General features: G+C 35.7%; 30 protein-coding genes. 19 read left to right on the forward strand and 11 right to left on the reverse strand.

Annotated elements, in window-relative coordinates; all coding sequences use genetic code 11:
• Positions 1-98: 98 nt before the first annotated feature.
• The 4 genes from dapF (at position 99) to ABJH90_RS00960 (ending at position 3,217) form a co-directional block, all read left to right on the forward strand.
• Complete coding sequence (gene dapF / locus ABJH90_RS00945; protein ID WP_348141696.1) at positions 99-875, forward strand: diaminopimelate epimerase; 777 nt, start codon at positions 99-101, stop codon at positions 873-875.
• Positions 872-1,393 (forward strand): GNAT family N-acetyltransferase, encoded by a 522-nt coding sequence (locus ABJH90_RS00950; RefSeq protein WP_348141697.1) that lies wholly within the window; start codon positions 872-874, stop codon positions 1,391-1,393. The genes dapF and ABJH90_RS00950 overlap by 4 nt, the downstream gene beginning before the upstream one ends.
• Positions 1,393-2,436: an endolytic transglycosylase MltG gene (mltG, locus tag ABJH90_RS00955; RefSeq protein ID WP_348141698.1), complete on the forward strand. Its 1,044-nt coding sequence runs from the start codon at positions 1,393-1,395 to the stop codon at positions 2,434-2,436. The genes ABJH90_RS00950 and mltG overlap by 1 nt, the downstream gene beginning before the upstream one ends.
• A gap of 184 nt (positions 2,437-2,620) precedes the next feature.
• Entirely contained in the window at positions 2,621-3,217 is a 597-nt protein-coding gene (locus ABJH90_RS00960; protein ID WP_348141699.1) for a hypothetical protein, read from the forward strand.
• 55 nt (positions 3,218-3,272) lie between these two features.
• Here ABJH90_RS00960 and ABJH90_RS00965 read toward each other — a convergent pair whose 3' ends face one another.
• The 3 genes from ABJH90_RS00965 to dnaA are packed head-to-tail and all read right to left on the reverse strand — an operon-like array spanning position 3,273 to position 5,896.
• Complete coding sequence (locus ABJH90_RS00965) at positions 3,273-3,995, reverse strand: SAM-dependent methyltransferase (protein WP_348141700.1); 723 nt, start codon at positions 3,993-3,995, stop codon at positions 3,273-3,275.
• A gap of 1 nt (position 3,996) precedes the next feature.
• Positions 3,997-4,464 (reverse strand): low molecular weight protein-tyrosine-phosphatase, encoded by a 468-nt coding sequence (locus ABJH90_RS00970; RefSeq protein WP_348141701.1) that lies wholly within the window; start codon positions 4,462-4,464, stop codon positions 3,997-3,999.
• Between the two features lie 7 nt (positions 4,465-4,471).
• A complete protein-coding gene (dnaA, locus tag ABJH90_RS00975) occupies positions 4,472-5,896 on the reverse strand; it encodes a chromosomal replication initiator protein DnaA (protein WP_348141702.1) in 1,425 nt (474 codons plus the stop codon).
• 208 nt (positions 5,897-6,104) lie between these two features.
• On the opposite strand from dnaA, the gene ABJH90_RS00980 reads away from it, so the two are divergent.
• Positions 6,105-6,533, forward strand: coding sequence for a thioesterase family protein (locus ABJH90_RS00980; protein WP_348141703.1), 429 nt, complete (start codon positions 6,105-6,107; stop codon positions 6,531-6,533).
• 26 nt (positions 6,534-6,559) lie between these two features.
• Here ABJH90_RS00980 and ABJH90_RS00985 read toward each other — a convergent pair whose 3' ends face one another.
• The 4 genes from ABJH90_RS00985 to ribD are packed head-to-tail and all read right to left on the reverse strand — an operon-like array spanning position 6,560 to position 9,690.
• Positions 6,560-7,177, reverse strand: a complete 618-nt coding sequence (locus ABJH90_RS00985; protein ID WP_348141704.1) for a YigZ family protein — start codon at positions 7,175-7,177, stop codon at positions 6,560-6,562.
• Positions 7,177-8,040: an EamA family transporter gene (locus tag ABJH90_RS00990; protein WP_348141705.1), complete on the reverse strand. Its 864-nt coding sequence runs from the start codon at positions 8,038-8,040 to the stop codon at positions 7,177-7,179. The genes ABJH90_RS00985 and ABJH90_RS00990 overlap by 1 nt, the downstream gene beginning before the upstream one ends.
• The gene (locus ABJH90_RS00995; protein ID WP_348141706.1) at positions 8,034-8,645 is read right to left on the reverse strand and encodes an HAD-IA family hydrolase; all 612 of its coding nucleotides are present in this window, start codon (positions 8,643-8,645) and stop codon (positions 8,034-8,036) included. The genes ABJH90_RS00990 and ABJH90_RS00995 overlap by 7 nt, the downstream gene beginning before the upstream one ends.
• Positions 8,638-9,690, reverse strand: a complete 1,053-nt coding sequence (gene ribD / locus ABJH90_RS01000; RefSeq protein ID WP_348141707.1) for a bifunctional diaminohydroxyphosphoribosylaminopyrimidine deaminase/5-amino-6-(5-phosphoribosylamino)uracil reductase RibD — start codon at positions 9,688-9,690, stop codon at positions 8,638-8,640. The genes ABJH90_RS00995 and ribD overlap by 8 nt, the downstream gene beginning before the upstream one ends.
• Before the next feature lie 100 nt (positions 9,691-9,790).
• On the opposite strand from ribD, the gene prmC reads away from it, so the two are divergent.
• The 3 genes from prmC to ligA all read left to right on the forward strand — a co-directional run bounded on the left by prmC (position 9,791) and on the right by ligA (position 13,286).
• Positions 9,791-10,645 carry a peptide chain release factor N(5)-glutamine methyltransferase gene (prmC, locus tag ABJH90_RS01005; RefSeq protein WP_348141708.1) on the forward strand — a complete coding sequence of 285 codons (855 nt, stop codon included), beginning with the start codon at positions 9,791-9,793 and terminating at the stop codon, positions 10,643-10,645.
• A gap of 61 nt (positions 10,646-10,706) precedes the next feature.
• Positions 10,707-11,288, forward strand: a complete 582-nt coding sequence (locus ABJH90_RS01010) for a TIGR00730 family Rossman fold protein (protein WP_348141709.1) — start codon at positions 10,707-10,709, stop codon at positions 11,286-11,288.
• A complete protein-coding gene (gene ligA / locus ABJH90_RS01015; RefSeq protein WP_348141710.1) occupies positions 11,289-13,286 on the forward strand; it encodes an NAD-dependent DNA ligase LigA in 1,998 nt (665 codons plus the stop codon).
• Between the two features lie 53 nt (positions 13,287-13,339).
• Here ligA and ABJH90_RS01020 read toward each other — a convergent pair whose 3' ends face one another.
• Positions 13,340-14,107, reverse strand: coding sequence for a hypothetical protein (locus ABJH90_RS01020; protein WP_348141711.1), 768 nt, complete (start codon positions 14,105-14,107; stop codon positions 13,340-13,342).
• Between the two features lie 135 nt (positions 14,108-14,242).
• Here ABJH90_RS01020 and ABJH90_RS01025 point away from each other — a divergent pair, with 135 nt between their 5' ends.
• Complete coding sequence (locus tag ABJH90_RS01025; RefSeq protein ID WP_348141712.1) at positions 14,243-14,545, forward strand: hypothetical protein; 303 nt, start codon at positions 14,243-14,245, stop codon at positions 14,543-14,545.
• 51 nt (positions 14,546-14,596) lie between these two features.
• On the opposite strand, the gene ABJH90_RS01030 is transcribed toward ABJH90_RS01025, so the two are convergent.
• Genes ABJH90_RS01030 through ABJH90_RS01040 form a run of 3 tightly spaced genes read right to left on the reverse strand, consistent with a single transcriptional unit; the run spans position 14,597 to position 16,752 of the window.
• A complete protein-coding gene (locus tag ABJH90_RS01030) occupies positions 14,597-15,043 on the reverse strand; it encodes a hypothetical protein (protein WP_348141713.1) in 447 nt (148 codons plus the stop codon).
• A 30-nt stretch (positions 15,044-15,073) separates the two neighbouring features.
• Positions 15,074-15,985, reverse strand: coding sequence for a metallophosphatase (locus ABJH90_RS01035; protein ID WP_348141714.1), 912 nt, complete (start codon positions 15,983-15,985; stop codon positions 15,074-15,076).
• Positions 15,982-16,752 (reverse strand): 5'-nucleotidase, encoded by a 771-nt coding sequence (locus ABJH90_RS01040; RefSeq protein ID WP_348141715.1) that lies wholly within the window; start codon positions 16,750-16,752, stop codon positions 15,982-15,984. The genes ABJH90_RS01035 and ABJH90_RS01040 overlap by 4 nt, the downstream gene beginning before the upstream one ends.
• A 66-nt stretch (positions 16,753-16,818) precedes the next feature.
• On the opposite strand from ABJH90_RS01040, the gene ABJH90_RS01045 reads away from it, so the two are divergent.
• The 10 genes from ABJH90_RS01045 to ABJH90_RS01090 all read left to right on the forward strand — a co-directional run bounded on the left by ABJH90_RS01045 (position 16,819) and on the right by ABJH90_RS01090 (position 26,421).
• Positions 16,819-17,358 (forward strand): hypothetical protein, encoded by a 540-nt coding sequence (locus tag ABJH90_RS01045; protein ID WP_348141716.1) that lies wholly within the window; start codon positions 16,819-16,821, stop codon positions 17,356-17,358.
• 11 nt (positions 17,359-17,369) lie between these two features.
• A complete protein-coding gene (dapA, locus tag ABJH90_RS01050; protein ID WP_348141717.1) occupies positions 17,370-18,260 on the forward strand; it encodes a 4-hydroxy-tetrahydrodipicolinate synthase in 891 nt (296 codons plus the stop codon).
• 159 nt (positions 18,261-18,419) lie between these two features.
• Complete coding sequence (gene bamD, locus ABJH90_RS01055; RefSeq protein ID WP_348141718.1) at positions 18,420-19,262, forward strand: outer membrane protein assembly factor BamD; 843 nt, start codon at positions 18,420-18,422, stop codon at positions 19,260-19,262.
• 2 nt (positions 19,263-19,264) lie between these two features.
• On the forward strand, positions 19,265-19,591 hold the full coding sequence (locus tag ABJH90_RS01060; protein ID WP_348338026.1) for a DNA-directed RNA polymerase subunit omega: 327 nt from the start codon (positions 19,265-19,267) through the stop codon (positions 19,589-19,591).
• Positions 19,592-19,595: 4 nt separating this feature from the next.
• A complete protein-coding gene (gene coaBC, locus ABJH90_RS01065) occupies positions 19,596-20,801 on the forward strand; it encodes a bifunctional phosphopantothenoylcysteine decarboxylase/phosphopantothenate--cysteine ligase CoaBC (RefSeq protein WP_348141720.1) in 1,206 nt (401 codons plus the stop codon).
• Complete coding sequence (locus tag ABJH90_RS01070; RefSeq protein WP_348141721.1) at positions 20,794-21,687, forward strand: DUF4835 family protein; 894 nt, start codon at positions 20,794-20,796, stop codon at positions 21,685-21,687. The genes coaBC and ABJH90_RS01070 overlap by 8 nt, the downstream gene beginning before the upstream one ends.
• Before the next feature lie 60 nt (positions 21,688-21,747).
• The gene (gene recN / locus ABJH90_RS01075) at positions 21,748-23,400 is read left to right on the forward strand and encodes a DNA repair protein RecN (protein WP_348141722.1); all 1,653 of its coding nucleotides are present in this window, start codon (positions 21,748-21,750) and stop codon (positions 23,398-23,400) included.
• 87 nt (positions 23,401-23,487) lie between these two features.
• On the forward strand, positions 23,488-24,354 hold the full coding sequence (locus ABJH90_RS01080) for an SDR family oxidoreductase (protein ID WP_348141723.1): 867 nt from the start codon (positions 23,488-23,490) through the stop codon (positions 24,352-24,354).
• A gap of 151 nt (positions 24,355-24,505) precedes the next feature.
• On the forward strand, positions 24,506-25,381 hold the full coding sequence (locus tag ABJH90_RS01085; protein WP_348141724.1) for an electron transfer flavoprotein subunit beta/FixA family protein: 876 nt from the start codon (positions 24,506-24,508) through the stop codon (positions 25,379-25,381).
• A gap of 20 nt (positions 25,382-25,401) precedes the next feature.
• The gene (locus tag ABJH90_RS01090; protein ID WP_348141725.1) at positions 25,402-26,421 is read left to right on the forward strand and encodes an electron transfer flavoprotein subunit alpha/FixB family protein; all 1,020 of its coding nucleotides are present in this window, start codon (positions 25,402-25,404) and stop codon (positions 26,419-26,421) included.
• Positions 26,422-26,437 lie beyond the last annotated feature (16 nt).

The following is a 26,437-nucleotide window of genomic DNA, read 5'->3' on the forward strand; positions in this document are numbered from 1 at the left end:
AAAATACTTGATTTTTAATCTAAATATTTCCATTTAACGACTTTTTAACTCATTAAAATTGCTTAAATAAAGTCATATCTTTGCTACTTGAATTAGCTATGACAGTTACATTTTATAAATATCAGGGAACGGGTAACGATTTTGTCATGATAGATAATCGGATTGGAGAATTTCCAAAAACTGATAACAAATTAATTTCATTTCTCTGTGACAGACGCTTCGGTATTGGTGCTGATGGGTTAATCTTGTTGGAAGAAGATAATTCATCGAATTTTAAGATGATATATTATAATTCTGATGGAAATCCCGGTAGTATGTGTGGTAACGGTGGAAGATGTATTGTAGCCTTTGCCAAATTCCTGGGAATTGTTGAGCAAAATGCAGAATTTAATGCAGTAGATGGGTTACACCATGCCACCATTGATAATGGAATTATTAGCTTACAGATGCAAAATGTGACTGAAATTATGGCAAAACCTAATTGTCTTTTTTTAAATACCGGTTCTCCCCATCATGTTCAAATGGTTTCTAATTTAGATACTTATGATGTAATTGAGGAAGGAGCAAAGCTGCGATATGGAATTTATGGAGAAAGCGGCAGTAATATAAATTTTGTTGAGCAAACTTCAGACAACGATTTTTCTGTACGTACTTATGAAAGGGGTGTGGAAAATGAAACCTTGTCCTGTGGGACAGGTGTTACTGCAGTTGCTCTGGGAATGCATTATTGGGGTAAGACAAACAGTGAGAAGGTAAATATTTTCACCAAAGGTGGAGATTTATCAGTTAAGTTTAACAAAGGCCCGAAGGGATATGAAAATATAAGGCTGGATGGTCCGGCCAAAAAGGTTTTTAAAGGAACAATAAAGATTTGATTTTAGAAGGAAAACAGACCAAATTACGGGCATTAGAACCGGGAGATTTAGAATTTTTATACGAACTGGAGAATAATTCCGAAATCTGGGAAATTAGCGGTACTATAACACCTTATTCCAGGCATGTACTCAAATTGTATCTGGATAATGCGCACAGAGATATTTATGAAGTAAAACAGCTACGTCTTGCTATATGCAGCGAACTGAACAAAGTAATCGGTTTTATCGATCTCTTTGACTTTGACCCTAAACACAGAAGGGCGGGAATTGGGATTGTAATTCTGGATAAGTCGGATCGCAATAATGGTCACGGTTCCGAAGCTTTATCTTTATTATGTGATTATGCTTTTACCGTACTGAATTTGAACCAGTTATATGCCAATGTAGGGGAAGAGAATCAGGCGAGTATACAACTATTCAAAAAGATGGGTTTTAAGCTCGCAGGAGTTAAAAAGGATTGGATCCTTGTGGGAGGAAAATTTAAAAATGAATTACTTTTTCAAAAGTTCGGCCAATAATGTATATAAAAAAAATTTTATTGATCATTGTACTTCTCGGCTTGATTGCAGGAGGAGCCTTTGCCTATTTAATATATAACGCTCTTTTTTCACCGAATACTGCCTTTAATAATAAGGAAGCCTACATTTATATACCAACAGGCAGTTCATACGATGATTTAAAAAGTCTGGTTGCACCGCTTTTATCTGATTTGGAGACCTTTGAAGCGGTAGCAAAACGGAAAAAATATATTGACTATATAAAACCAGGAAAATATGTTTTAAAGAAAGGAATGAACAACAATGAGATTGTTAATTCTTTAAGAAGTAACAATCTTCCTGTCAATGTTTCCTTCAATAATCAGGAAACTTTGGCAAAATTGGCGGGAAGAGTTTCAAGCCAAATTGAGGCAGATAGTATTTCTTTGTTAAAAGCTTTCACAGATCCCGGATTTCTGCAAGAAAATGGCTTTACAACAGATGCGGCCCTTTCACTTTTTATTCCCAACAGCTATGAATTTTTTTGGAATACGTCTGGCACAGAATTTCGCGATAGAATGCTCAAGGAATATCTTCATTTTTGGAATGAGGATAGACTAAAGAAAGCAGAGGTGCTGAATTTGACTCAAATACAAGTAATATCCCTGGCTTCAATTGTTCAAAAGGAAACAGCTAAGGTTAATGAAAGGCCAAGGGTTGCGGGATTATATGTTAACAGGCTGAAAAAGAATATGTTACTTCAGGCGGATCCTACTGTTATTTATGCGCTAAAAAGGAAATTGGGTAATTTCGACACCATTATTAAAAGAGTGCTTTATAAGGATTTAGAATTAGACTCTCCCTATAATACCTATAAATATGGAGGTATACCACCCGGCCCAATCACTATGCCGGACATATCCTCTGTTGATGCGGTTTTAAAGCCAGAGAATCATGAGTACTATTATATGGTGGCAAATGTACAAGATTTCGGGTATCATATATTTGCGAAAAGCCTGACGCAACATAACCGGAATAAAACGCAATATATCCGATGGATAAATGAACAGAATATAAACCGTTAGACTGTTAATCCAGAATTTTGAACAGCTCAACAAATAAAGACCTCTTATAAGGTATTTTAAGGAATATTCGTACAAATCTGCTCTATCTTTGTGTTAGTAATTTAAGCATACCATCTTTTTTGGTAGTTAGTCTTAAGAAAACACATATATGAAGAAGTGGCCATATATTTTTTGTCCGCTTATCATGATTTTAGTTTTAGTTAGTTTTGGGTTTACCACAAAATCTGAAGTTAAGGTCCCCGAAACACTAAAAGTAAAAGAACCTACGCTAGTTCTGTTCCCCAAAAACAGAACAACTTTCAACTCAACCTCTGTAACGCCTCCCTTTTTGGGAAGTTGTTATATAGGATTCAAAGAGGCACTCGCATTCAGAGAGTCTCAGGGTAATTACTTTATAATAAATACTCTGGGCTATCTGGGTAAATATCAATTTGGAATAGGGACTCTGCAATTAATGGGGGTTTATAGTGCTACCAAATTTCTAAACGATCCAAGTTTACAGGAGAAAGTATTTTACACCAATATTTCCCGGAACAAATGGATATTACGTAAATACATTAAATATTTTGTAGGTAAAAAAGTCAAGGGTGTTGAAATAACAGAATCCGGAATATTAGCAGCTGCCCACTTGGCAGGCCCGGGTAACGTAATAAAATATTTGTACTCTAATGGCATAAGGGATGTCAAGGATGCTTATGGGACGAGTCTTGCGGATTACTTAAAAAAGTTTTCAGGATACGATATTTCCGAGATTTCAGCAATTCGGAACCCTAAAGTATAATTGAATTACACGACAGATATAAATAAAAGCCTTGGCGTTAAAGTCAGGGCTTTTTTTAAGCCTGAATTATAAAAATTGTGGGCCTTTTATGGAGTTCAACAGATTCTGATTTCCAATTACCAGCTAATTTGGTTAAAATAAATTCTGTGGGTAATGTAATGTCAGTTGCCACACAGAGCCAGGTATTTTTTGAAAGTGTTTTGACAAACTCCTCAAGCAGATTATTATTTCTATAAGGAGTTTCTATAAACAACTGACTTTGATTATTTTCCCTGGAAATTTTTTCAAATCTCTTAATAGCTTTTTTACGCTCTGCAGCTTCAATAGGCAGATAACCGTTAAATGCAAAATTTTGACCGTTAAGACCACTCGCCATAAGAGCTAATATTATAGATGAGGGTCCGACCAGGGGTACTACTGATATTTCTTTCTGGTGCGCAATTCGAACTACTTCAGACCCAGGATCAGCAATTCCCGGGCATCCGGCTTCAGATAAAACACCCACATTCTGGCCTTCTAAACATGGATTAAGAAAAGAGGGAATGATTTCTGTGTCAGTAAATTTATTGAGAAGAGAGATGTTTAAATTGGGTTGTGATTTTCTGGGACTAATTTTTTTAATGAACCTTCTTGCAGATTTTTCATTTTCTACGATATAAAAATCAATTTCTTCTATTATTCTCTTAATGGATATCGGTAATACTTCTAATGGTTCATTTTCACCCAGAGTAGTAGGGATCATATATAACTTACCCTGTGAAGTATTTTTATTTTTCATTTTATGAACTCTGTTTTGAATTTAATTTTTCAGCTATCATATTACAAGCTTGATTTATAAGTTTATAAACTTCTTCAAAACCATCTGCTCCATCATAATATGGATCAGGGACTTCTCTTACGGATGAACTTCCTTCCTCCAATAAAAGTTTTACCTTTTCAATTTCATTTTTATCATCAGTCAAAGCTATGATGTCATGGTAATTACTTAAGTCCATGGCATAAATTATGTCAAATTGAGTAAAATCGATTTGGCTGAATTTTCTGCATCTTTGACCAGAAATATCTATACCATATTTTTTGGCAACAGATACAGACCTTTTATCAGGATTATTTCCAATATGATATCCCGCAGTACCCGCAGAATCTACAAACACAATCTGCGAATCGGTTTTTGACCTTAGTATGCCTTCGGCTAATGGCGACCTGCAGATATTCCCCAGGCATACCATAAGAACCCTTGTTTGCATAACTTGATCAGGAAAATTTCTTAGTTAAATCTTCAATGTATTTTCTAAACTGCTTATCTGTTTCGGCCAGATTATCTACTGTTTTGCACGCGTGAAGTACAGTTGCATGATCCCTTTTGCCTATCTGCGAACCGATACTCGCCAACGAAGCTTTAGTAAATTTTTTGGCAAAAAACATGGCTAGCTGTCTTGCTTGAACTATATGTCGTTTCCTTGTTTTGGATTGTAAAGTAGCTACATCCATTTCAAAGTAATCAGAAACAACTTTTTGTATGTAATCTATGGAAACTTCCCTTTTGGTGTTTTTTACAAATTTTTCAACCACCTGTTGTGCCAGTTCAAGGGTAACTTCTTTCTTATTGAAGGAAGATTGGGCGATAAGGGAAATTATAGCACCCTCCAATTCTCGAATATTTGTCTTAATGTGTTTGGCAACATATTCAACTATATCATCGGGCATTTCAACACCATCACGGTATAGTTTATTTCTTAAAATGGATATGCGAGTTTCATAATCAGGGTTTTGAAGCTCTGCTGATAATCCCCATTTAAATCGCGAAAGTAAACGTTGTTCAATATCCTGCATGTCTACAGGAGCCTTATCTGAAGTTAGAATAACCTGCTTTCCATTTTGGTGTAAATGATTGAAAATATGAAAGAAAACATCTTGTGTACCCGATTTCCCTGATAAGAATTGTACATCATCAATTATGAGTACATCAATTAACTGATAAAAATGAATAAAATCATTTCTGGTGTTTTTCTTGACAGATTCAATGTATTGCTGTGTGAATTTTTCGGCAGATATATAGAGTACAGTACGTTCCGGATATTTATCTTTAATTTCAACACCTATTGCATGTGCCAGATGTGTTTTGCCTAGTCCTACACCTCCAAAAATCAAAAGAGGATTAAAAGAAGTTCCGCCAGGTTTATTGGCAACTGCCATACCAGCAGACCTTGCCAGCCTGTTGGAATCACCTTCCAGGAAATTGTCAAAGTTGTAATTAGGATTAAGCTGAGATTCGATCTTTATATTTCGAATTCCGGGTATTACAAATGGATTCTTTAATTCCGGATTTTTAGATTTTATAGGAACATCCATTTCCTGAGGATTAACACTTCCCCGGTTTGAACTTGGAATTTGCTCTGTAAATGGTTCTCGGTTTCCATATGTATTCTCCATCTTAATGATATACACAAGCTTGGCATTTTCTCCAAGTTCTTTAGTGAGCGCAACCTTAAGTAACTTTACATAGTGTTCTTCCAGCCATTCATAAAAGAACTTACTGGGGACCTGAATGCTTAATGCGTTGTCGGATAACTTTACAGGTTTGATGGGTTCAAACCATGTCTTGAATGCCTGCGGTTGGATATTATCTTGAATAAAAGCCAAGCAATTGTTCCAAACGGAATTAGCAGTAACACTCATATTAAAGAATATCTTATTTTGTTGGTTAGAGATTTTACTAAATTGGTCAAAGGAAATACCTAATTTGGCATTCTTAAGAGCAAGACAAATATGTGAACAAATATTCTAAAAAAAAAATCATTTTAGGTTGAATATTTTCTTTTTTTTTTGCATGTTCACGCCCCTCTTTAGGTTACTTAATAAATATATACTTTTTAGCTGATAAATTATGCTTTATTATCAATTTTCTTTTAGGGTTCGTTATGGAGAAACTGATCAAATGGGAGTGGTGTATCATGGTAATTATGCACAATACCTGGAGATGGGAAGAGTTGAATGGTTAAGGGCTCTGGGTATTTCTTACAAAAGTATGGAAGAAAACGGAATCATATTACCTGTAATTTCCTTACAACTAAAATTTATAAAATCTGCTGTTTATGATGATCTTATCACAGTGGTTACAAAACTTAAAAAAACACCCTCTGTTAGAATAGAATTTGATTACGAAATTTACAATGAAGCAGCCGAACTTTTAGTGGAGGCAAACACCGTTTTGGCATTTATAAATGCAAAGACTAAAAAACCTGTTAAATGCCCTGATTATCTGATGAATAAACTGGAAAATCAGGATAATGATTCAATAGGTGATCTAACTTAGTCCTAAAGCAATATTCTGTTAAAATACTAGTCATCTAATTTTGATATGGAGACTCCGTGAATACCCTTAAAGATGTTTTCTATCTGAACCTCATCGCTAAGTTTTACAGATATTTCAATAGTACAGTCCAGTGACATTTCCTGCTTAATGATATCAATTGGATTTTGTTTAATTACCCGCATTACTCTGCTAAGTAGTGGATAGCTAAAATTAAGATCATAATTGACTTTAACCGACTTTTCAATAATTAAAGAAGATTCCAGGGCTAATTGGGCTGCTGTCCGATAGGCAGATATAAGTCCACCAACACCCAGTTTAGTACCTCCAAAAATACGTGCTACGGCTATCAGAACATTGGTTAACCCGAAAGATTTTATTTGACCGTATATTGGGATTCCGGCTGAATTATTAGGTTCACCATCGTCATTTGCTCTATAACTTTGTTTTTCTACACCAATTCTCCATGCATAACAAACATGATTCGCCGTTGGGTGCTTTTTACGAAGATTTTCTATAATTGGTTTTATTTCCCTTTCATTTGTTATTGGAAAAGTATAAGCATAAAACTTACTTTTACGGTCTTTATAAAGTATAACTTCTGATGCCTTGGATACTGTTTTATATAAACCAATTTTATTTTCCATCAAAAGAATGCCACTAGGATGATACTTATAACTGCCAAAAAGATACCTCCCCAGTTTTTAGAGCTGATCTTTTCTTTGAATAATACAATACCAAGTAAGGTCGAAAACATTACAATGGCAACATTATTTAGTGTAAAAATCGAGGCGCTGTTCAGTGTTTCATTTTGAAGTGCTCTTAATAAAAAGAAAATAGAAAAGAAATTAGGAATCCCGAGTACAATACCCCCCAAAACATTTTTGAAATTGAGTTTTAAGGGTTTTTTAAAAGATCTTAATAAAATAAACAAGATTCCGGTACAGGCTGCTGCACCAAATACAGTCGCTGAAAATATTGGAAATTCATTGGTCGAAACATAATTTTCTTCTATGTTTTTTATACTCGCATCAATAATACCAGAACCTAAAAACACCATCACAGGCAACAAGAGAGATTTTTTTTGAATAGCCCTGGGTGTATCTTTCACAGATGCAAAATATACCGCAGCCAGTGCCAATATAATACCCGATGTTTTAAAGAAACTTAGTTTTTCATTATACAATATAAGTCCCAGTATCACAGGGATCACGAAGGACATTTTGGTGGCGACGGATGCTACCGATACCCCCAGACGCTGTGAAGTTTTTGCCATAAGATTAAAGACCAGGATGAACAAGACACCTAAAAACAAGGTGCCATAAAACCAATCATTTTTTGGAATTTCATATAACTGAATGGGCTTGTTGTAATATAGAACTCCTACCAGACATGCGGTAATATAATTTATAATTATCGCATAAAAAGTTTGGATCTTGTGTGTGTCAAATAATTTAAAAATTACAAATATCAGACTTGAAAAAAGGATACTTAATAAAAGGTCTAACATTTTAATATTTTAGTATTTAGGTCTAAAATATCCTCTTCACCAACCTTAAGGTTCCAGCATGTAATGCCTAATTTTGCAGCTGAAGATGTATGCTCCCCACTGTCGTCTACAAAAAACGTTTTTTCGGGTCTGAGATTATTTGAATTAAGTACATATTCAAAGATGGCAGGTTCGGGCTTTCTCAAATTAATTTCATGAGATAAATAGAACTTTTCAAAGCAGTTCTTAAAACGCGCATATCTTGTGTTACCCATTTTCTGTTTTACATATTCTATGTGCAATTCATTCGTATTACTTAACAGAAATAGACGATAATCCTTTTCTTTAGCCATTTTTTCTATAAATTTTAATCGTTGTTCTGGGAAATCAAGAATTATAGAATTCCAGGCGTGAATTAAATCCAATCGGCTTGCTTTGGGAAACAAATTATTAGTTTGATTAAGAAAATGCTCAGTCGTTATCAATCCTTTTTCATAATCCTTAAACAATACTTCCAGATCAGGGGTGAGATTTTTAAAGCCATATACCTGCATTTCCCTTGCTGTGGCTTGTTTGTCCAGGTTTATAAAGACATCTCCAAAATCAAAGATGATATTCTCAATCATGTAATAGTGTCTTTATGGTATTATTACCCATGATTTCTGTATCAATCTGTTTGCCTTCAATATAAGGTGCTTTTGTGCCGGCACCAAAAATTACATCTCCAGTAATTATTCTCGCTTCATCCCATAGTCCGGCATTGATAAAAGTAGCTAAGGTAAGAGCACCTCCTTCAATTAGAACACTGACTATATTTTTTTGAAACAGTATCCTGCAGGTTTCTTCGGCCAGATTCTTCTCAAAATCAATGATTTCATATTGCAAACCTTCACGAAACTTCGTTTCATCCTCAACCTGAGTTAGGATTATGGTTCGGGTAGAATTGTCATAAATATTAAGATTCACAGGTAGTTTTAACGATTTGTCAATAATTATTCGAATTGGGGAAGTTCCTTTCCAATAGCGAACATTTAATCTTGGATTATCTTCTAAAACGGTATTAGTCCCTGCCAATATTGCCTGTTGTTCACTCCGCCATTGATGTACACGCTGCTTCGAATAGGAATTACTGATCCAATAAGGTTCAGGCTTGGCTTTACGCCAGTCTGCCTTGGGGGCAATAAATCCATCTTTAGTCTCTGCCCATTTCAGAATAATAAAAGGTCTGTGTTTTTCATGAAAGGTCAAAAAACGTTTGTGATGCTTCCTGCACTCATCTTCTAAAATTCCTAGTAATACTTCACATCCGGCATCCTTAAGCTTTTTTATTCCACGGCCAGATACCTTTTTATTAGAGTCCTGAATGCCAATAATCACTTTTTGAAAGTTATTTTTGATTATAAGATCGGCACAGGGCGGAGTTTTTCCATAATGGGAGCAGGGCTCCAGGGTAACATAAAGTATAGCTTCTTTTAAAAGTGATTTGTCGGCTACAGAATTTATTGCATTCACTTCCGCATGTGGTCCTCCATACTGACTGGTGAATCCTTCCCCTATTATTTTATTTTGATGCGTTATTACGCTGCCAACCATTGGATTTGGAGAAGAAGAGCCCAGGGCTTTTTTGCCTAATTCAATGCAACGACGCATATATTTTTCATGTATCTTCACCTTGCAAAAGTAGGGTATTCCTGAAGAATAGGAATGTAATAGGAATTCAGGAAACAGCTGATTTTCGGACTGTCAATATTGGGAACTTAGCATTAAAAAAATGTTGTTAAAGGAGATCAAGGACATATATCACAAGGAATTGGATGAAAACTATCCCAAAGAGGAGGTGGACAGTATGTTTTATTTAATGATAGAACACTTTTTAGGTTTGGAGCAATTTATTCTTGCAATAGATCCGGGGATTGTTATCACTAAGGAGGAAGAACAATATATGTTTGAAGGTTTGTCAAAACTAAAGAAAGAACAACCTATTCAGTATGTTTTGGGTGAGACCACTTTTATGGACTTCAAAATCATGGTAAATGAGTCTGTTCTAATACCAAGACCGGAAACTGAAGAATTAGTAAACTGGGTGCTTGAAGATATTGAAAATTTGGATGACAATCTTAAGATTATTGATATTGGAACCGGAAGTGGTTGCATTGCAATTTCTCTCTCTAAACTAAAACCAAATATAAGAGCTACAGCAATGGATATTTCGAAATCAGCACTGGAAGTAGCCAAAAAAAATGCGTTAGAGAATGATGTGAATATTGAATTTATTCAGGCCGATATTTTAAAGATACCCTCCTTAAAAGAAAACTATGACATTATAGTTTCTAATCCTCCTTATGTTAGGGAAATGGAGAAAGACAAAATGCATAATAATGTCCTTAAAAATGAGCCTAATTTGGCATTGTTTGTTCCTGATGAGGACCCGTTGCTTTTCTATAAGCCTATAGCCAAACTGGCAAAAAATAGCTTAACTCCCAAAGGTGTTCTTTATATGGAAATAAATCAATATTTAGGAGAAGCGATAAAAGAGCTTATGGAAGAATTTGGTTTTACTGAAATTGAGCTTAGAAAAGATATCTTTGGAAACGACAGAATGATTAAGGCTAAGCAAACCGGATGAATTCAAAATACGTTTTAATTGTCTTTTTTAATATTTTTAAAGTCCAGAGAACATTTAGAAAATGAATAGTATTGTTGTCTTTTGTGGCAGTAGTGAGGGAAAAGACCCTCTTGTATTGGATAAATCTTATTCCTTGGGGAGAGAAATGGCAGAACGATCTATTCAACTCGTTTATGGAGCAGCCAGAATTGGTGTAATGGGTAAGTTGGCGCAGGGTGTACTGGACCATTCAGGAAGCGTTGTTGGAATTATACCGGATTTCCTCAAGCTTAAAGAAGTATTTCATACTGATCTAACAAAATTGATCGTAACGGAAAATATGCATGAGCGCAAACTCAAAATGCATGAAATGTCCGAAGGTGTAATTATGCTGCCTGGAGGCTTTGGTACTTTGGAGGAATTTTTTGAAATGATAACATGGGCTCAGTTGGGATTGCATCACAAACCCATTGGCATCCTAAATATTAACGGATTTTACAACAGTTTAATGGAGATGCTTAAAACAATGGTTGATCAAGGATTTGTCAAACAAGAAAATTATGATATGATACTTGTAGACCATTCAATTAACGGTTTATTGGATAAGATGATGCATTATCGCCCTCAACATGTACCTAAATGGATAAATAAAGATCAGCTTTAAATGACTATAAAGGAAAAAATAGAAGTCTTACGCACGGAATTGCGGGAACACAACCATAAGTATTATGTACTTACAAGCCCAACGATTTCGGATTATGAGTTTGATATGAAATTAAAGGAGCTACAGGTATTAGAGGAGCAATTTCCTGAATTTATGGATGCAACTTCCCCGACCATGCGAGTAGGAGGTACAGTCACTAAGAATTTTGAAACGGTAGTTCATGAGCATAGGATGTATTCATTAGACAACTCCTATTCCAAAGAAGAGTTATTGGACTGGGAAAAACGGGTATTGCGTCTATTGGGAGATTCCGAAGTTAACTTTACATGTGAACTAAAATATGATGGCGCCTCCATTAGCTTGACTTATGAAAATGGAGAACTTGTTAAAGGGGTTACAAGAGGTGATGGATTTCAGGGCGATGACGTAACTGCTAACATAAGAACCATAAGATCTGTGCCCCTTAAACTGCAGGGAGATTTTCCATCAAAATTTGATATTCGGGGTGAAATTGTACTCCCCATTGATGGTTTTGCTAAAATGAATGAAGAGCGTATCAATAATGGGGAGGATCCTTATATGAATCCCCGGAACACGGCCGCTGGAAGCCTTAAATTACAGGACAGTTCACTGGTTGCAGAAAGACCGTTGGAATGTCTTCTATACGGAATTACCGGAAGAAACTTAAATTTTTCATCCCAATTTGAAATGTTACTAAAAGCAAGTGAATGGGGTTTTAAAGTTCCAACTGCTGCGAAGCTTTGTAAATCGACTGAAGAAGTGATGGAGTTTTTAGAAGTTTGGGATATTGAGCGCCATAGTCTTCCTTATGAAACCGATGGGGTTGTTGTAAAAGTTAACAGTCTTCAACAACAGGAAGAGTTAGGTTATACAGCAAAATCTCCCAGGTGGGCTCTGGCCTACAAATTTAAGTCAGAACAAGCAGTTACAATTCTTAATGAAATTAGTTATCAGGTTGGCCGAACAGGGGCTATAACACCGGTAGCAAATTTACATCCCGTCCTACTCGCAGGAACTACTGTTAAAAGAGCTTCATTACATAATGCTGATCAAATAGCCAAGCTTGATATTCGTGAAGGGGATACAGTACGTGTAGAAAAAGGTGGTGAGATTATCCCTAAGATTGTGAGTGTCGATTTGTCAAAACGGCCTGCCAACTCTAGACCTACCCTGTATATTACAAACTGTCCTGAATGCGGTACGGAGTTGATTAGAAAAGCAGGGGAAGCTCAGCATTTTTGCCCTAACGAAAGCGGATGTCCGCCGCAGATAACAGGGAGAATTCAACATTTCATTTCCAGGAAAGCCCTGGATATTGAAGGTTTGGGAAGTGAAACAGTAGAATTGCTATATAAGGAGGGCTTAATTAATAATTATGCTGATTTGTATACGCTTACTAAAGAACAACTCATGCCTTTAGAACGCATGGCAGAAAAGTCTGCCGAAAATTTGATTAATGGTGTAGCGGCATCTGTTAATATTCCTTTTGAACGCGTGTTATTTGGACTTGGCATACGATATGTTGGCGAAACGGTTGCTAAGAAATTGGCCAAAGCTTATAAGAATATAGATGCATTAATGGTTGCCACAGCTAATGAGCTGGAAATGGTGGATGAAATTGGAGAGAGAATCGCAGAAAGTACAGTGAATTTCTTTAGTGATGAAAAGAACAGAGATATCATAAACCGACTTAAGGAGTATGGTCTGCAGTTTTCACTTACTGATGAACAACTATATGGGCAAACTGAAAAACTTAAAGGTCAGACCTTCGTGGTCTCCGGGGTATTTGAGAAAGTAAGTCGAACGGAATTGAAAAAACATATTGAAGATAACGGAGGAAAAGTAAGTTCTTCCATTTCCTCAAAGACTTCTTACGTAGTGGCGGGCGCTAATATGGGGCCCAGTAAAAAAGAGAAGGCAGATAAATTGGGGATTCAAATTATTTCTGAGGACGATTTTTTGGCAATGATCAATTAAAAACCCTCTTTTTTTTTAAAAAAGAGGGTTTAAAAAGTATATTTTACAGAATATTAGTCTCCACTAAGCTCTTTATCATATACCCATATTTCATCCCAACTATTATCCATTACCTGATCCATGTTTCGGACAAAGGCGTCCCATTTATCCTCCCCATGAACTTTAGAAAAAGTTTTCTTAAATGTAGGCGCTTCATCTAACTCTGCCCAATTTTTATAAAATCCTACAGTAGCAATATGTCGGCCAATTCTTGTTCCTTGTCTAAATTGGTTATAATAAACACCCCATGCATTGTTACCTTCCATAGCTTTAATAGTTTTGCTAATAATGGTTAACATACCTTCCGCGTTATGAGAGTGCTCAAGATTAACTTCCCAATATCTGATAAATTGAATAGGGTAGAGTGAAGGATCATCAGTTAACATATCTGTATTGGACAGTTTAACATCGCCTTTCCAATATTCTCCATGCTCCATTTTCTTTACATAAGCCATTACGTTATCTCGCCAGTCTTCATCATGGCCTCCTGCAGATGGTCTGGAATCGAGGTGTGCATATTTTAGTGGTCCCATCATCCATACAATTTTGCCAATATCAGGGCCACTGGAAATTTGGTAAACGGTAGCCTTGTAGGCTCCCTCTTTATGGTATTTTTGATTGTGTGCCCTCATGTTTTCAGAAAGAACTTTTAACTTCGTATTATCGGGAGTTAAGACAATAGATTCCCACATGGGCGCGTCTGCCTCCTGTGCGTTAGTTATTCCTATGGTACTTAGAAAGAAAGCAGCCATTAATAAATAAGAAATTGAAGTTTTTTTCATAATAAATGTGTTATGTTTTAGATTATTTTTATAGTAATTATCAAGAACGGTTTATTCTCTTCATAATTCAAATCAAAAAGGACCAAATAGCGGAAAAAATGTCCGAAGTAAGTATTTAATTTATCCAGATGCAATATGAATATCCCAATCAGTTATGAGGAATTCTTAAAAACTTGCCAAAATGTGCATCCACCAGCGCATTGGCCATCACCCTTACAAGCGCTTTGGTATGATGCCAAAGAAAATTGGAATGCGTCTCATGATATTGCACAAGATATACCCTCAGATATTGGATGTTGGATACATGCTTACCTGCATCGCAAAGAGGGTGATAAATTCAATGCAGAATATTGGTACCGAAGGGCGAACAGGACTTATCCGAATTATACCCTACAGGAAGAATTCAAAATATTAGTGGACTTTGTCATTAACAGCTAAGTAAGTACCTAATCAGTCAAGATGATATATAATTACGAATGCAATAGATTTCTATAACTTGAACAATTGTAGTTGTTCATCTACAATTTCAATCTCAACCTTCATCCCATATGAAAGTCCGGAAATTCTTGGCAGAATTAACTCCAGGACAGACGGTTCCTGAATATGATCAAACTTGGTAAGTGGGTCAGGCATATAAATTAGTCCTTTGTACTCCACATCTCCGAAAAAGAAAGTAACATCAAAAAAATAAAAATTTTCTGGCGGGATATAATCGGACCATGGTATACCTTTAAAATAATATTTAGGCTTTTCTATTTTATGATGATAAGGCGAAATATCCAGATTGATAGTGCCCAAAAAAAATGCAGATAGATCTAATCCTCTTTCTTTAAAATATGCAAGCTGTTGATTTAGTGTACCCCCGGGATATCTTTGATTGTCAGATTTACCTGAAGCTACTCCATGACCTTCACATATAAAGCCATTTACTTTCATGGTATTTTAAAAAATTACGATTTATAAAGATCAGACAGTAATGGAAACCCCCTCTGACTTAATATTCTTTTCAGAATCAAAATAAAAATCGATTCTACCCAGATTTATTCCATAACAACCAACCTGATTCACCAAAACTGATCTATCTAAACGGTTTTGTCTAATATCAGGTTTATCTAAAAATGTATGTGTATGTCCGCCTATTATAAGATCAATATTATCTGTTTTTGCAGCTAGTTTTAGGTCACTTGGCCTTTCAGCATCTTGGTAGGAGTAACCCAAATGCGATAAACAAATTACCAAATCACATTGTTCTTCTTTTTTTAATAAAACACTAATATCCTGTGCAATTTCAATAGGATTAAGATAAACGGTCTCTTTAAAAAGGTCCTTTCCAACAAGGCCAGTAAGTTTTATTCCCAATCCAAATACGCCAATCTTGATTCCATTAAGCAAAAATGTATTGTAGGCCTCTACAAAACCATGCATCACAGTATTGGTAAAATCATAATTTGCCGAGAGTAATTTAAACCTAGCAAATGGCATCTGGGCCAAAAGGCCTTCGATACTATTGTCAAAGTCATGGTTACCAATTGTGGCAGCGTCATATTTAAGCATGCTCATCAATTTAAATTCCAATTCTCCCCCATAAAAATTAAAATAAGGAGTACCCTGGAAAATATCTCCGGCATCTAATAAAAGGGTATATGGATTTTCCTCTCTGATTTTTTGAATCAATGTGGCCCTTCTGGCAATGCCGCCCATATTTGGAAAAGAATTATGTCCTTTTGGAAAAGGGTCTATATGACTGTGTACATCATTGGTATGCAGTATTGTAATGTGTTTTGAATTCTGAAAATTACAACTATTCAAACTTAGGCCACCTACACCTATGTAGGTGCCGCCGGCAAAGGAATTTGTTACAAAGTCCCGTCTTTTCATTTCCATTCAATCTTAATAAAGCGGTCGTCCACTTTGGCGGTAAGGGTATCTACTTTTTTAAAATAATCAATCATTGCATTCCTAATCAAATAATTTAGATCAACGGTGTTGAGACCATCTTTAAAAAATCCCATATCGTCACCACCATCTGCCAGGTAATTTGATGTAGCTACATAATAAGTTCTATTTTCATCAAAAGGCAAGCCCTGAATATTCACATCCTTAAGAGTTTCGTTATTATTCAAAACAATCTGCATACCCGCTATAGGGTGCGGATTTTTTGCGTTTATTAGAAAAGAAATAAGCTCCCTCACAGACTTGCCCTTAATTTCAACAACCACTATTGAATTATCAAACGGCATTACTTCATAAGCTGTTCTCGCACTTACTTTTCCTTCAGATATTACACTTCGAATACCGCCATGATTTGAAATTACAAAATCTACTTCTTGTCCAGTTCTCGATTTAAAAATGGGGTTAGATTCACTAAGTATTATATCAGCCATTAAGTTTCCTGCTGAGGTATTGTATTTACCATCTTTCTTGCTTATTTGCTTAGGAGAATAGGCCAAAGCACTATCTAAAACTTCGTTAACGCGCTTTCTATAAGGGGCTACGAAACTATCTATTGAATCTGTAATATCTATGGAATCAGTAATTGGTAGTTGCTTACCAGATATTTTACTAAGCTTTTTCGGAGCGTCATTGCAGGCACAAAGACAAGTAATTGTTACAAAAATAACAAAATGTTGTATTTTTAAATTCATTATCCTTTTTATCTTAGCATAATAATTGCTTGGATATTAATTACATTTGCCTAAAGGTAAAGGTACATGTTTTTAAAGGCACTTAAAGATAAATTTAAATACAAATCCGGGTTAAAATATTTAAAGGAACAATTTGAAAATCCGCCAGATGCTGTATTACGCAAAAATGGTATTTTGTCGATCGCCATTATTGTAGATCTTGATAAATTTGATAAAGCGGAATTGTTCTATGAATTTGTAGAAGACTTTAACTTAAGGCCCAATGCGGTTAAAATTATCGGGTACAAAAATTATTACGATAAGAATTCACCTTATGCAACCCCTGTTTTTTCGGATAAAGACCTTGGTTGGAACGGGGACATAGAAAATAGTTATGCCCTGGAGTTTTTGAGCAGGGAATACGATATGCTGGTGAATTATTATAGTGAGGAGAATTTAATGCTCCAGTTAATGTCCATAAAGACCAGAGCAAGAATTAATGTTGGTTTTGCGGAGATAGACGAAAGGCATAATGATCTAATATTAGAGACATCGCTCTCAGACTTTAAGACTTTTAAGAAAGAGCTTAAAAAATATCTTAAAGTTTTGGGTGAAATTGATGCTTGATATAAGTAACTATGAAAATTTTATTAGGAACAGGGGTTGCATTGATAACTCCTTTTAAACTTGATTTGTCTATTGATATTGACGCCTTAAAACGCGTGGTAAACTTTTGCATTGAAGGAAATGTTGATTACCTTGTTGTATTAGGTACAACCGGAGAATCTGCAACACTTACCAGTTCTGAAAAACAATTAGTAATTGATGTGGTTGTTGAAGAAAACGCCGGAAGGCTTCCCCTTGTTGTTGGCATCGGAGGCAACAATACACAACTTCTAACTGAGGAATTACTTAAAACCAATCTTAAGGATTTTGCGGCGGTCTTATCCGTATCACCTTACTACAATAAACCTACTCAGGAGGGAATTTACCGCCATTTTAAAACTTTGGCACAAGCCTCTGAAAAGCCTCTCATTTTATACAATGTGCCTGGAAGAACCGGAAGCAATATTGAACCGGATACGGTTCTCAGACTTGCAAATGATTGTTCTAATATTGTTGGAATAAAAGAAGCTTCCGGCGATATGGCTCAGATTAGAAGTTTGATAAATAAATTACCCTCAGATTTTTTGGTGATTTCGGGCGATGATTTTACGGCATACCCAACAGTTATAGCCGGTGGGGTAGGGGTTATTTCTGTTTTAGGACAAGGTCTGCCCAATGAATTATCCAGAATGATAAGGTTGGGATTACAAGGTAAGGAAGAAGAAGCTTTTGCATTACATAATGCGATGATAGAGGGAATGAAATTAATTTTTCAGGAGGGAAATCCCGCAGGGATAAAATCGATTTTGGAAGCTCGAGGAATTTGTAGACCAACAGTGCGTTTACCGTTGGTAGAAGCATCCTCAGAACTTAAAGGGCGTATAAACGAATTTATGAGGGCTTTTACAAAAATTGGAGCTTAAGTTAATGGTTGAATTTTTTCTCAAAACCGCAATTTGCAGTATTATAACAGATTTGAAAAAGCCAAATTTGGGTTAAATCCCCTTTTAATGGCCTTAGAGGTGCTATCTTAGCCTTTAATTAATGTTTTTTATTCCGTCAATTATTCCTAATTTTGCAAAATGTTTTTTAGAACCAAATATCTTTTCATCTTACTCATTACCACATTTGTCTTAAATTCATGTGGTGAATACCAGAAGGTATTAAAAAAGCCTAATACAAAAGCAAAGTATGAACTTGCAGAAAAGCTATATGATGAAGGGGATTTTAAAAAAGCCAATCGCTTATTAGAACAAATTGCTCCGGGATATGTGGGTAAACCACAGGGAGAGCGAGTAATGTTCTTTTTTGCCAACAGTTACTTTGAAATTAAGGATTACAATTTTGCCGGTTATCAGTTTGAACGCTTTTTGAAGTCCTACCCTAAAAGTGATAAGGCCTCTGAAGCTGCATTTCTTGGAGCGAAAAGTTATTATATGCTTTCACCCAAGTTTTCTGTAGACCAGACCGATACGGACAAGGCCTTAACCAAATTGCAGTTGTTTATTAATCTTTATCCTGAATCTGAGTACTTTGCAGAGGCAAATATTATGGCAAAGGAATTAACAACCAAGAAAGAACGGAAAGCTTTTGAAGTTGCTAAACAATTTACAAAACTTGGAAAGTCATATATATTGGACTATAGCGTTTCCGCCATTGCATCCTTAGATAATTTTATTTCGGATCACCCCGGATCAATTTATTACGAGGATGCACTGTATCTGAAAATTGAAGCAACTACGAATTTAGCCTTAAACAGTACAGAGAATCGCAAAAAAGAGCGTCTGGATGATGCCAGAATGGCATATAATAATTTGTTCAAATACTTTCCTGAGACTAAATATAAGGAAGTTGCCAATGATTTGATTGAAAAAGTAGATGAGCAATTAAACAATTTTTCCGAACAAAAAAACCTTTCAAAATGAATATGAACGATTTGAAGAATTCCAAAGCCCCGGTTTCAACTGTTACCGTCAACAGAAATGAGTTTGATGATAAGACAGATAATATTTATGAGGCTATATCAATAACAGCCAAAAGAGCGATCCAGATTAATTCTGAAATTAAAAAGGAACTTCTGGAAAAACTTGAAGAATTTGCCACATATAGCGATAGCCTTGAGGAGGTATTTGAAAATAAGGAGCAAATTGAAGTTTCAAAATTTTATGAAAAACTTCCAAAACCACATGCTTTGGCATTAATGGAATGGTTAGAAGATAAAATTTACCATAGGAATACAGAGAAAGACCAGTAGTAATATGTTAGGCGGCAAAAAAATCCTATTAGGTATTACCGGGGGTATCGCTGCTTACAAAACTACTTTTCTGGTTAGATTATTTATAAAAGCAGGCGCTGAAGTTAAAGTTATCTTAACTGAAAGCGCTCTTTCATTTGTTACCCCTCTTACTTTAGCTACCTTATCAAAGAATCCTGTACTAACCAGTTTTATCAAAGAAGAAGAAGAGAACGTGGATTGGAACAACCATGTAGATCTTGGCTTATGGGCTGATTTAATGCTTATTGCTCCGGCTACGGCTAATACCCTGAGTAAAATGGCAAGTGGTACTTGTGATAATTTATTGCTAGCTACTTACCTATCAGCTAAATGCCCGGTATTTTTTGCCCCAGCGATGGATCTGGATATGTATAAACATCCAACCACAAAAGCGAGTCTTAAAAAATTACAGACTTTTGACAATATCATGATTCCAGCCGGAAAAGGTGAATTAGCAAGTGGATTATTTGGTGAAGGACGAATGGCAGAACCCGAAGATATCGTGCAGTTTATTCAGGACTATCTTTCCAGTAACTTGCCGTTAAAAGGAAAAAAAATATTAATTACAGCCGGGCCCACATATGAAGCCATAGACCCTGTGCGTTTCGTTGGCAATCATTCCTCTGGTCTTATGGGATTTGAATTGGCAAATGCAGCTGCCAAACTTGGGGCAGAAATTGTATTGGTATCAGGTCCTTCAGGCTTAACAACGAATAATCCTTCTATTGAAATAGTAAGGGTAGTGTCTGCTCAGGAAATGTTTAATGCGGTTCATAAGTATTATAATGAATGCGACATCGCTGTATGTGCTGCTGCTGTTTCTGATTACAGACCAAGCAAGGTATCCGAACAAAAAATAAAAAAAGAATCTGAAACCCTTCAAATTGATTTTGTTAAAAATAAAGATATTCTATTATCAATGGGAGATAAGAAGAAGGATCAATATTTAGTGGGCTTTGCATTGGAGACTGAAAACGAGCTTGAGAATGCCAAAAAGAAATTGCAAAAAAAGAATTTGGATGCCATTGTTCTGAATTCACTTAATGACGAAGATGCTGGGTTCGGGAAAACAACAAACAAAATAACATTTATAGATAAGAATTTAGAGATAAAAACGTTTGAAGTTAAGAATAAGGCTGAAGTAGCCTTAGATATATGGAACGAAATCATCAGTAGGGGTCATGCGTAATTTTTTTATTCTCTTATTTAGCCTTCTTTTTGCTAATTACATTAGTGCCCAGGAACTTAATTGTACAATAACAGTTAATGCGGATCAGGTAAACCAGACAAATAGGCAAATATTTGGGACTTTAGAACGTGCATTGAATGATTTTGTTAATAAAAGTCAATGGACAAATAGGATTTACAAGGAAAATGAGAAAGTAAATGCCAGGATGTTTATTACTGTAACCGACTACGCGTCAGACAGATTTAGTGCAAATATTCAGATCCAGTCTTCTCGTCCTGTATTTAATACCTCTTACGAAAGCCCCATTTTTAATTATAAGGACAATCAGTTCAATTTTCAGTATATAGAGTTTCAACCTTTGGTTTATAACCCGAATGTTTTTGATTCTAACTTGGTTGGAGTTATTTCCTATTATGTATATATATTACTGGGACTTGATGCTGATACTTTTGCTTTGGAGGGAGGGACAGAATTTTATAAAGAGGCACAGCAAATTGTGACCCAGGCTCAGGGTAGTAATTTTTCGGGTTGGAGGCAAACGGCTTCAGATAATAGGACACGATTTGAGTTGGTTGATAACCTTCTGTCAAATACATTTAGAGAATATAGAATTGCCATGTACAATTATCACCGAAAGGGTTTGGATATTTTAGGAGATAATAATAGCACTGGCAAGCAAGTGATAGCAGGGTCTATGAGGTTGTTTGAGACTTTGACGCAAAGAAGACCTAACGCATTCTTAATACAAACTTTCTTTGATGCCAAATCTGAGGAAATACAAGACATCTTTTCTGATGGGCCTAAAGTTGATATTGTTGCCCTAAAAGAGACATTAAATAAAGTAGCTCCATTTTATTCCACAACTTGGGATGAAATAACATATTAACCACTTCACTTTCATTCCAATAATAATTTATCTTTACAGACCATATTATATTATATAGCTGTGCTGATAAATCTGTCTATAAAAAATTATGCATTAATCGATAATCTCAACGTAAATTTCACTGGGGGATTTACTACTATTACGGGTGAAACGGGTGCCGGTAAGTCTATTCTTTTAGGAGGCCTTTCCCTGGTTTTAGGAAAACGTGCAGACATGTCTTCTCTAAAGGATAAAGACAGTAGATGTGTAATAGAAGCTGTTTTTGATATCGAAAATTATGATTTAAAATCATTTTTTAATGAGCATGATCTGGAGTATGACTCCAATACTATTGTTCGTAGAGAAATTCATCCCAGTGGTAAATCCAGAGCATTTGTAAATGATTCACCTCTAACGCTCGACATACTTACACAACTGGGGAAACGCCTGATCGATATTCATTCACAACATCAAACGCTGCAATTGACAGAACATGATTATCAATTGAAAATGCTGGATGCCTTTGCAGACAATACAAAATTGTTAGGCACATATAATCGTAAACTCCATACATATAAAACCAACTTAAGAGAGTTGGATGAGTTAACTGAGTTTCAAAAAAATGCAAATAAGGAGTATGATTACAATACGTTCTTGTTAGATGAATTGGATGCTGTATTTCTTGAAGACGGACTCCAGGAAAATTTGGAAGAGAAATATCAGCAATTGAACAATGTAGAGATAATTCTTGAAAATCTATCTAAGGGGAATCACCTTCTGAGTGATGAACATAGGGGTATTATAAGCATGCTTTCGGAACTTAAACTGGTATCCTCCAAGCTTTCTGGAATAGGAAATAAATTTGAGGATCTTAAGAAAAGAATTGATTCTGTTTTTATTGAAATAAAGGATATTGCAGAAGAAATGCTAATGCTTCAGGAATCTGTTGAACCAGATCCTGCAAAGCTTGAGGAAATAAGCAATAGATTACAGGTTTTATATGACCTCCAAAGAAAACATGACGTAAGCAGCATCTCTGCGTTGCTTGCAGTAAAAGAAACAATTGCAGCCAAGGTAGGTGCTACACAAAATCTTGAAGAGGAAATAGAAACAAAAAGAAATTTGCTTTTGAAGTTAAAAGATAACCTGGATGAAGATGCCAAGCTATTAACTTCACGAAGGGCTGTTGCAATTCCTGAGATCAAAGAAAAACTTGAACTTTCTTTGCATTCCCTCGGATTGCCTAATGCTACTTTCAAGATTGAGATTATTCCAACCGAAGATTATAAAAGTAATGGCCGGGATACCTTATCTTTTTTGTTTTCCGCAAATAAAGGCTCAGATTACAATACTTTAAAAAAGGTAGCTTCAGGGGGTGAACTTTCCAGGATTATGCTTGTAATAAAATCAATACTCGCCAGATATGAACAATTACCCACTCTGATGTTTGATGAAATAGATAGTGGGGTTTCAGGTGAAATCTCAAATAGAATGGGAGATATTATGCATAATATGAGTAAGTATATGCAGGTTTTTTCGATAACACACCTTCCGCAAATTGCTTCAAAAGGCGATCATCATTTCAAAGTATTTAAAACAGACAAGGACCATAGTACTGAAACTCAAATGAAAGAATTATTGGCAGACGAAAGAGTATTTGAACTGGCAGAAATGCTTGGTGGGAAAAAATTATCAGACTCGGCAATGGCCCATGCCAGACAGTTGCTCAACTAGGCTTATTTGTAGCATGGCAATTTCAAGTCGTTCTTTCAACTAATTTAAATATCTTTGACCTCATAATCAAACTAACAGAACTGGAATATGGCTTATAATTTATTAAAAGGTAAAAAAGGAATTATTTTCGGTGCACTAGATGCAAATTCAATTGCTTGGAAAACTGCTGAGCGCATTCATGAAGAAGGCGGTACGTTTGTACTAACTAATGCACCAATTGCTTTAAGAATGGGAACTATTTCTGAACTTGCTGAAAAAACCAATTCTGAAATCATTCCTGCAGATGCTACATCGATGATGGATCTTGAAAACCTAGTTGATAAATCAATGGAAATTTTAGGCGGAAAACTAGATTTTGTATTACACTCTATTGGAATGTCGGTAAATGTTAGAAGAGGTAACCCATATACACATCAGGATTATAATTTCACAAAAACGGGTTGGGATGTTTCTGCATTATCATTTCATAGAACAATGAGTGTGCTTTATAATAAAGATGCTGTCAGGGAATGGGGAAGCATACTTGCCTTGACGTATATGGCAGCACAACGGGTATTTCCGGATTATAATGATATGGCTGATAATAAAGCCTATTTGGAATCTGTAGCGCGTAGTTTCGGGTATTTTTTCGGTAGAGATAAAAAAGTTAGAGTTAACACGATTTCCCAGTCGCCAACACCTACAACAGCAGGTAGTGGCGTTAAAGGTTTTGATGGTTTTTTGGCTTTTGCAGAAAAAATGTCTCCACTTGGTAATGCAACGGCATCAGAATGTGCAGATTATATTGTGACCATGTTCTCAGACCTAACTAAAAAAGTAACACTACAGAATTTATTCCACGATGGAGGTTTCTCTAATATGGGTATAAGCACCGCTATAATGGATGATTTCATGAAAAACAATGCTCCAGAAGTAACAGTAGCAGAGACTGTGAAGAAAGAGCGTAAGAAATAGAAATTGACTTTTAACTATATATACAAAAGGAGGTCTTCATAAGACCTCCTTTTTTTGTGCCATTTTTTCCCAAGTATGAGTTATGTCACCTTTTTGACGAAAGAGATGTATTATTTTTGGAAATATTCATCAGATAATTCAAATAACACTTATGAGACCACTCAAAATAGTTGTGCTTATTAAGCAAGTGCCAGACACAAGAAATGTTGGTCCGGATGCAATGAAGCCAGATGGTACTGTAAATAGAGGAAAGTTAGATACCGTATTCAACCCTGATGATTTGCATGCTTTGGAATTAGCACTTAATTTAAAAGACCGTATCCCTGGAAGCGAAGTTACTGTTATGACTATGGGTCCTAGACGAGCAGCTGATATTATTAGAGATAGTTTATATAGAGGCGCAGATAATGGAATAATGATCTCAGATAAGCGTTTCGGAGGCGCAGATACTTTGGCAACAAGTTATACGCTTGTTAGAGCAATTCAAAAATTGCCTTCATACGATATCATAATGGGAGGAAGGCAAGCAATAGATGGTGATACTGCTCAAGTTGGCCCGCAATGTGCAGAGAAACTAGGAGTCCCCCAAGTAACTTATGTAGAAGAAATTATTTCAATTACAAATGATGAGGTTATTGCAAAACGACGATTATCAAAAGGGGTTGAAACCGTTTCCTCACCACTTCCATGCTTAATGACCGTACATGGTGCCTCTCCTGCATGTAGATCTAAAGAAGCAAAACGAGTAATGCAATACAAATATGCTAGAACTAACTCCGAAATTCGTAAAAATGATGAGTTCGTAAAAGCATTACATTCTAAAAGACCATATTTAACTATACCGGAGTGGGGGGTAGAAGATATTGATGCAGATGTTACCAAAATCGGATTATCAGGTTCACCGACAAAAGTTAAGAGTGTTGAAAGTATAGTTTTAACGGCGAATGAAGCAAAAGTATTATCAGATTCGGATTTGGATATAGAAAATATGATTAAGGAGTTAATTGACCACCATATAATTGGATGATCACCACTAAATAAATTAAAATGAAAAGCGTATTTGTTTATTGCGAAGTTGAAAATCATAAAGTTGCAGAAATAAGCCAGGAATTATTATCAACCGGGAAAAAACTAGCTACAAAACTAGGTGCTCCTCTTGAAGCAATGGTTTTTGGCAGTCAGTTAGGTGGAATTGAAGGTCAGATTTCCCAATATGGTGTAGATAAAATATTTGTGGCAGACGATAAAAGATTAGAGCCTTATAGAACCTTACCACACTCAGCTATTGCAACTGATGTTTTAAAACAGGAAGAACCTCAAATAGTGTTATTCGGTGCAACATCTGTAGGTAGGGATTTAGCTCCACGATTAGCATCAGCCTTAAATTGTGGTTTAACTGCCGATACTACTATATTGGATATTGGAGATCATTTTGTGAAAAAAGAAAAGAAAGAATATAAAGATTTACTCTATGCGATAAGACCAGCTTTTGGAGGTAGTATTATGGCAAATATTATCAACTGGGATCAACATCCACAAATGGCAACTGTGAGGGAAGGTGTAATGAAAAAAGAGATTTTTGATGAAAATTATAAATCAGAAATTGTTGAAGTAGATGTAAACTCAATTGTAAGCGATGAAGATTTTGTTGTAAAAATTATAGAACGACATATCGAAGAATCAGATGTAAATCTTAAAGAAGCTCCAATAATTGTAGCAGGTGGTTATGGTGTTGGTTCCAGGGAAAATTTTGAACACCTTGAAGAATTGGCCGATTTATTGGGTGGTGAAGTAGGAGGGTCTAGAGCTGCTGTCGATGCAGGGTTTATAGACCATAATCGTCAGATAGGTCAAACAGGAACAACCGTAAGACCAAAACTATACATAGCTGCGGGTATTTCTGGAGCAATTCAACATACAGCAGGAATGCAAGATGCTTCAATGATTATTTCTATCAATAGCGACCCTGAAGCACCAATTAATAGTCTTGCAGATTTTGTGATTCAAGGAGATTTAGGAGTTGTAATCCCTAAGATGATTAAATTTTATAAAGCAAATGCTAAGTAAGCGTTTTAAAAATAGA

Origin of the sequence: Eudoraea sp. (assembly GCF_039969275.1) — a bacterium.
Classification (GTDB): domain Bacteria; phylum Bacteroidota; class Bacteroidia; order Flavobacteriales; family Flavobacteriaceae; genus Eudoraea.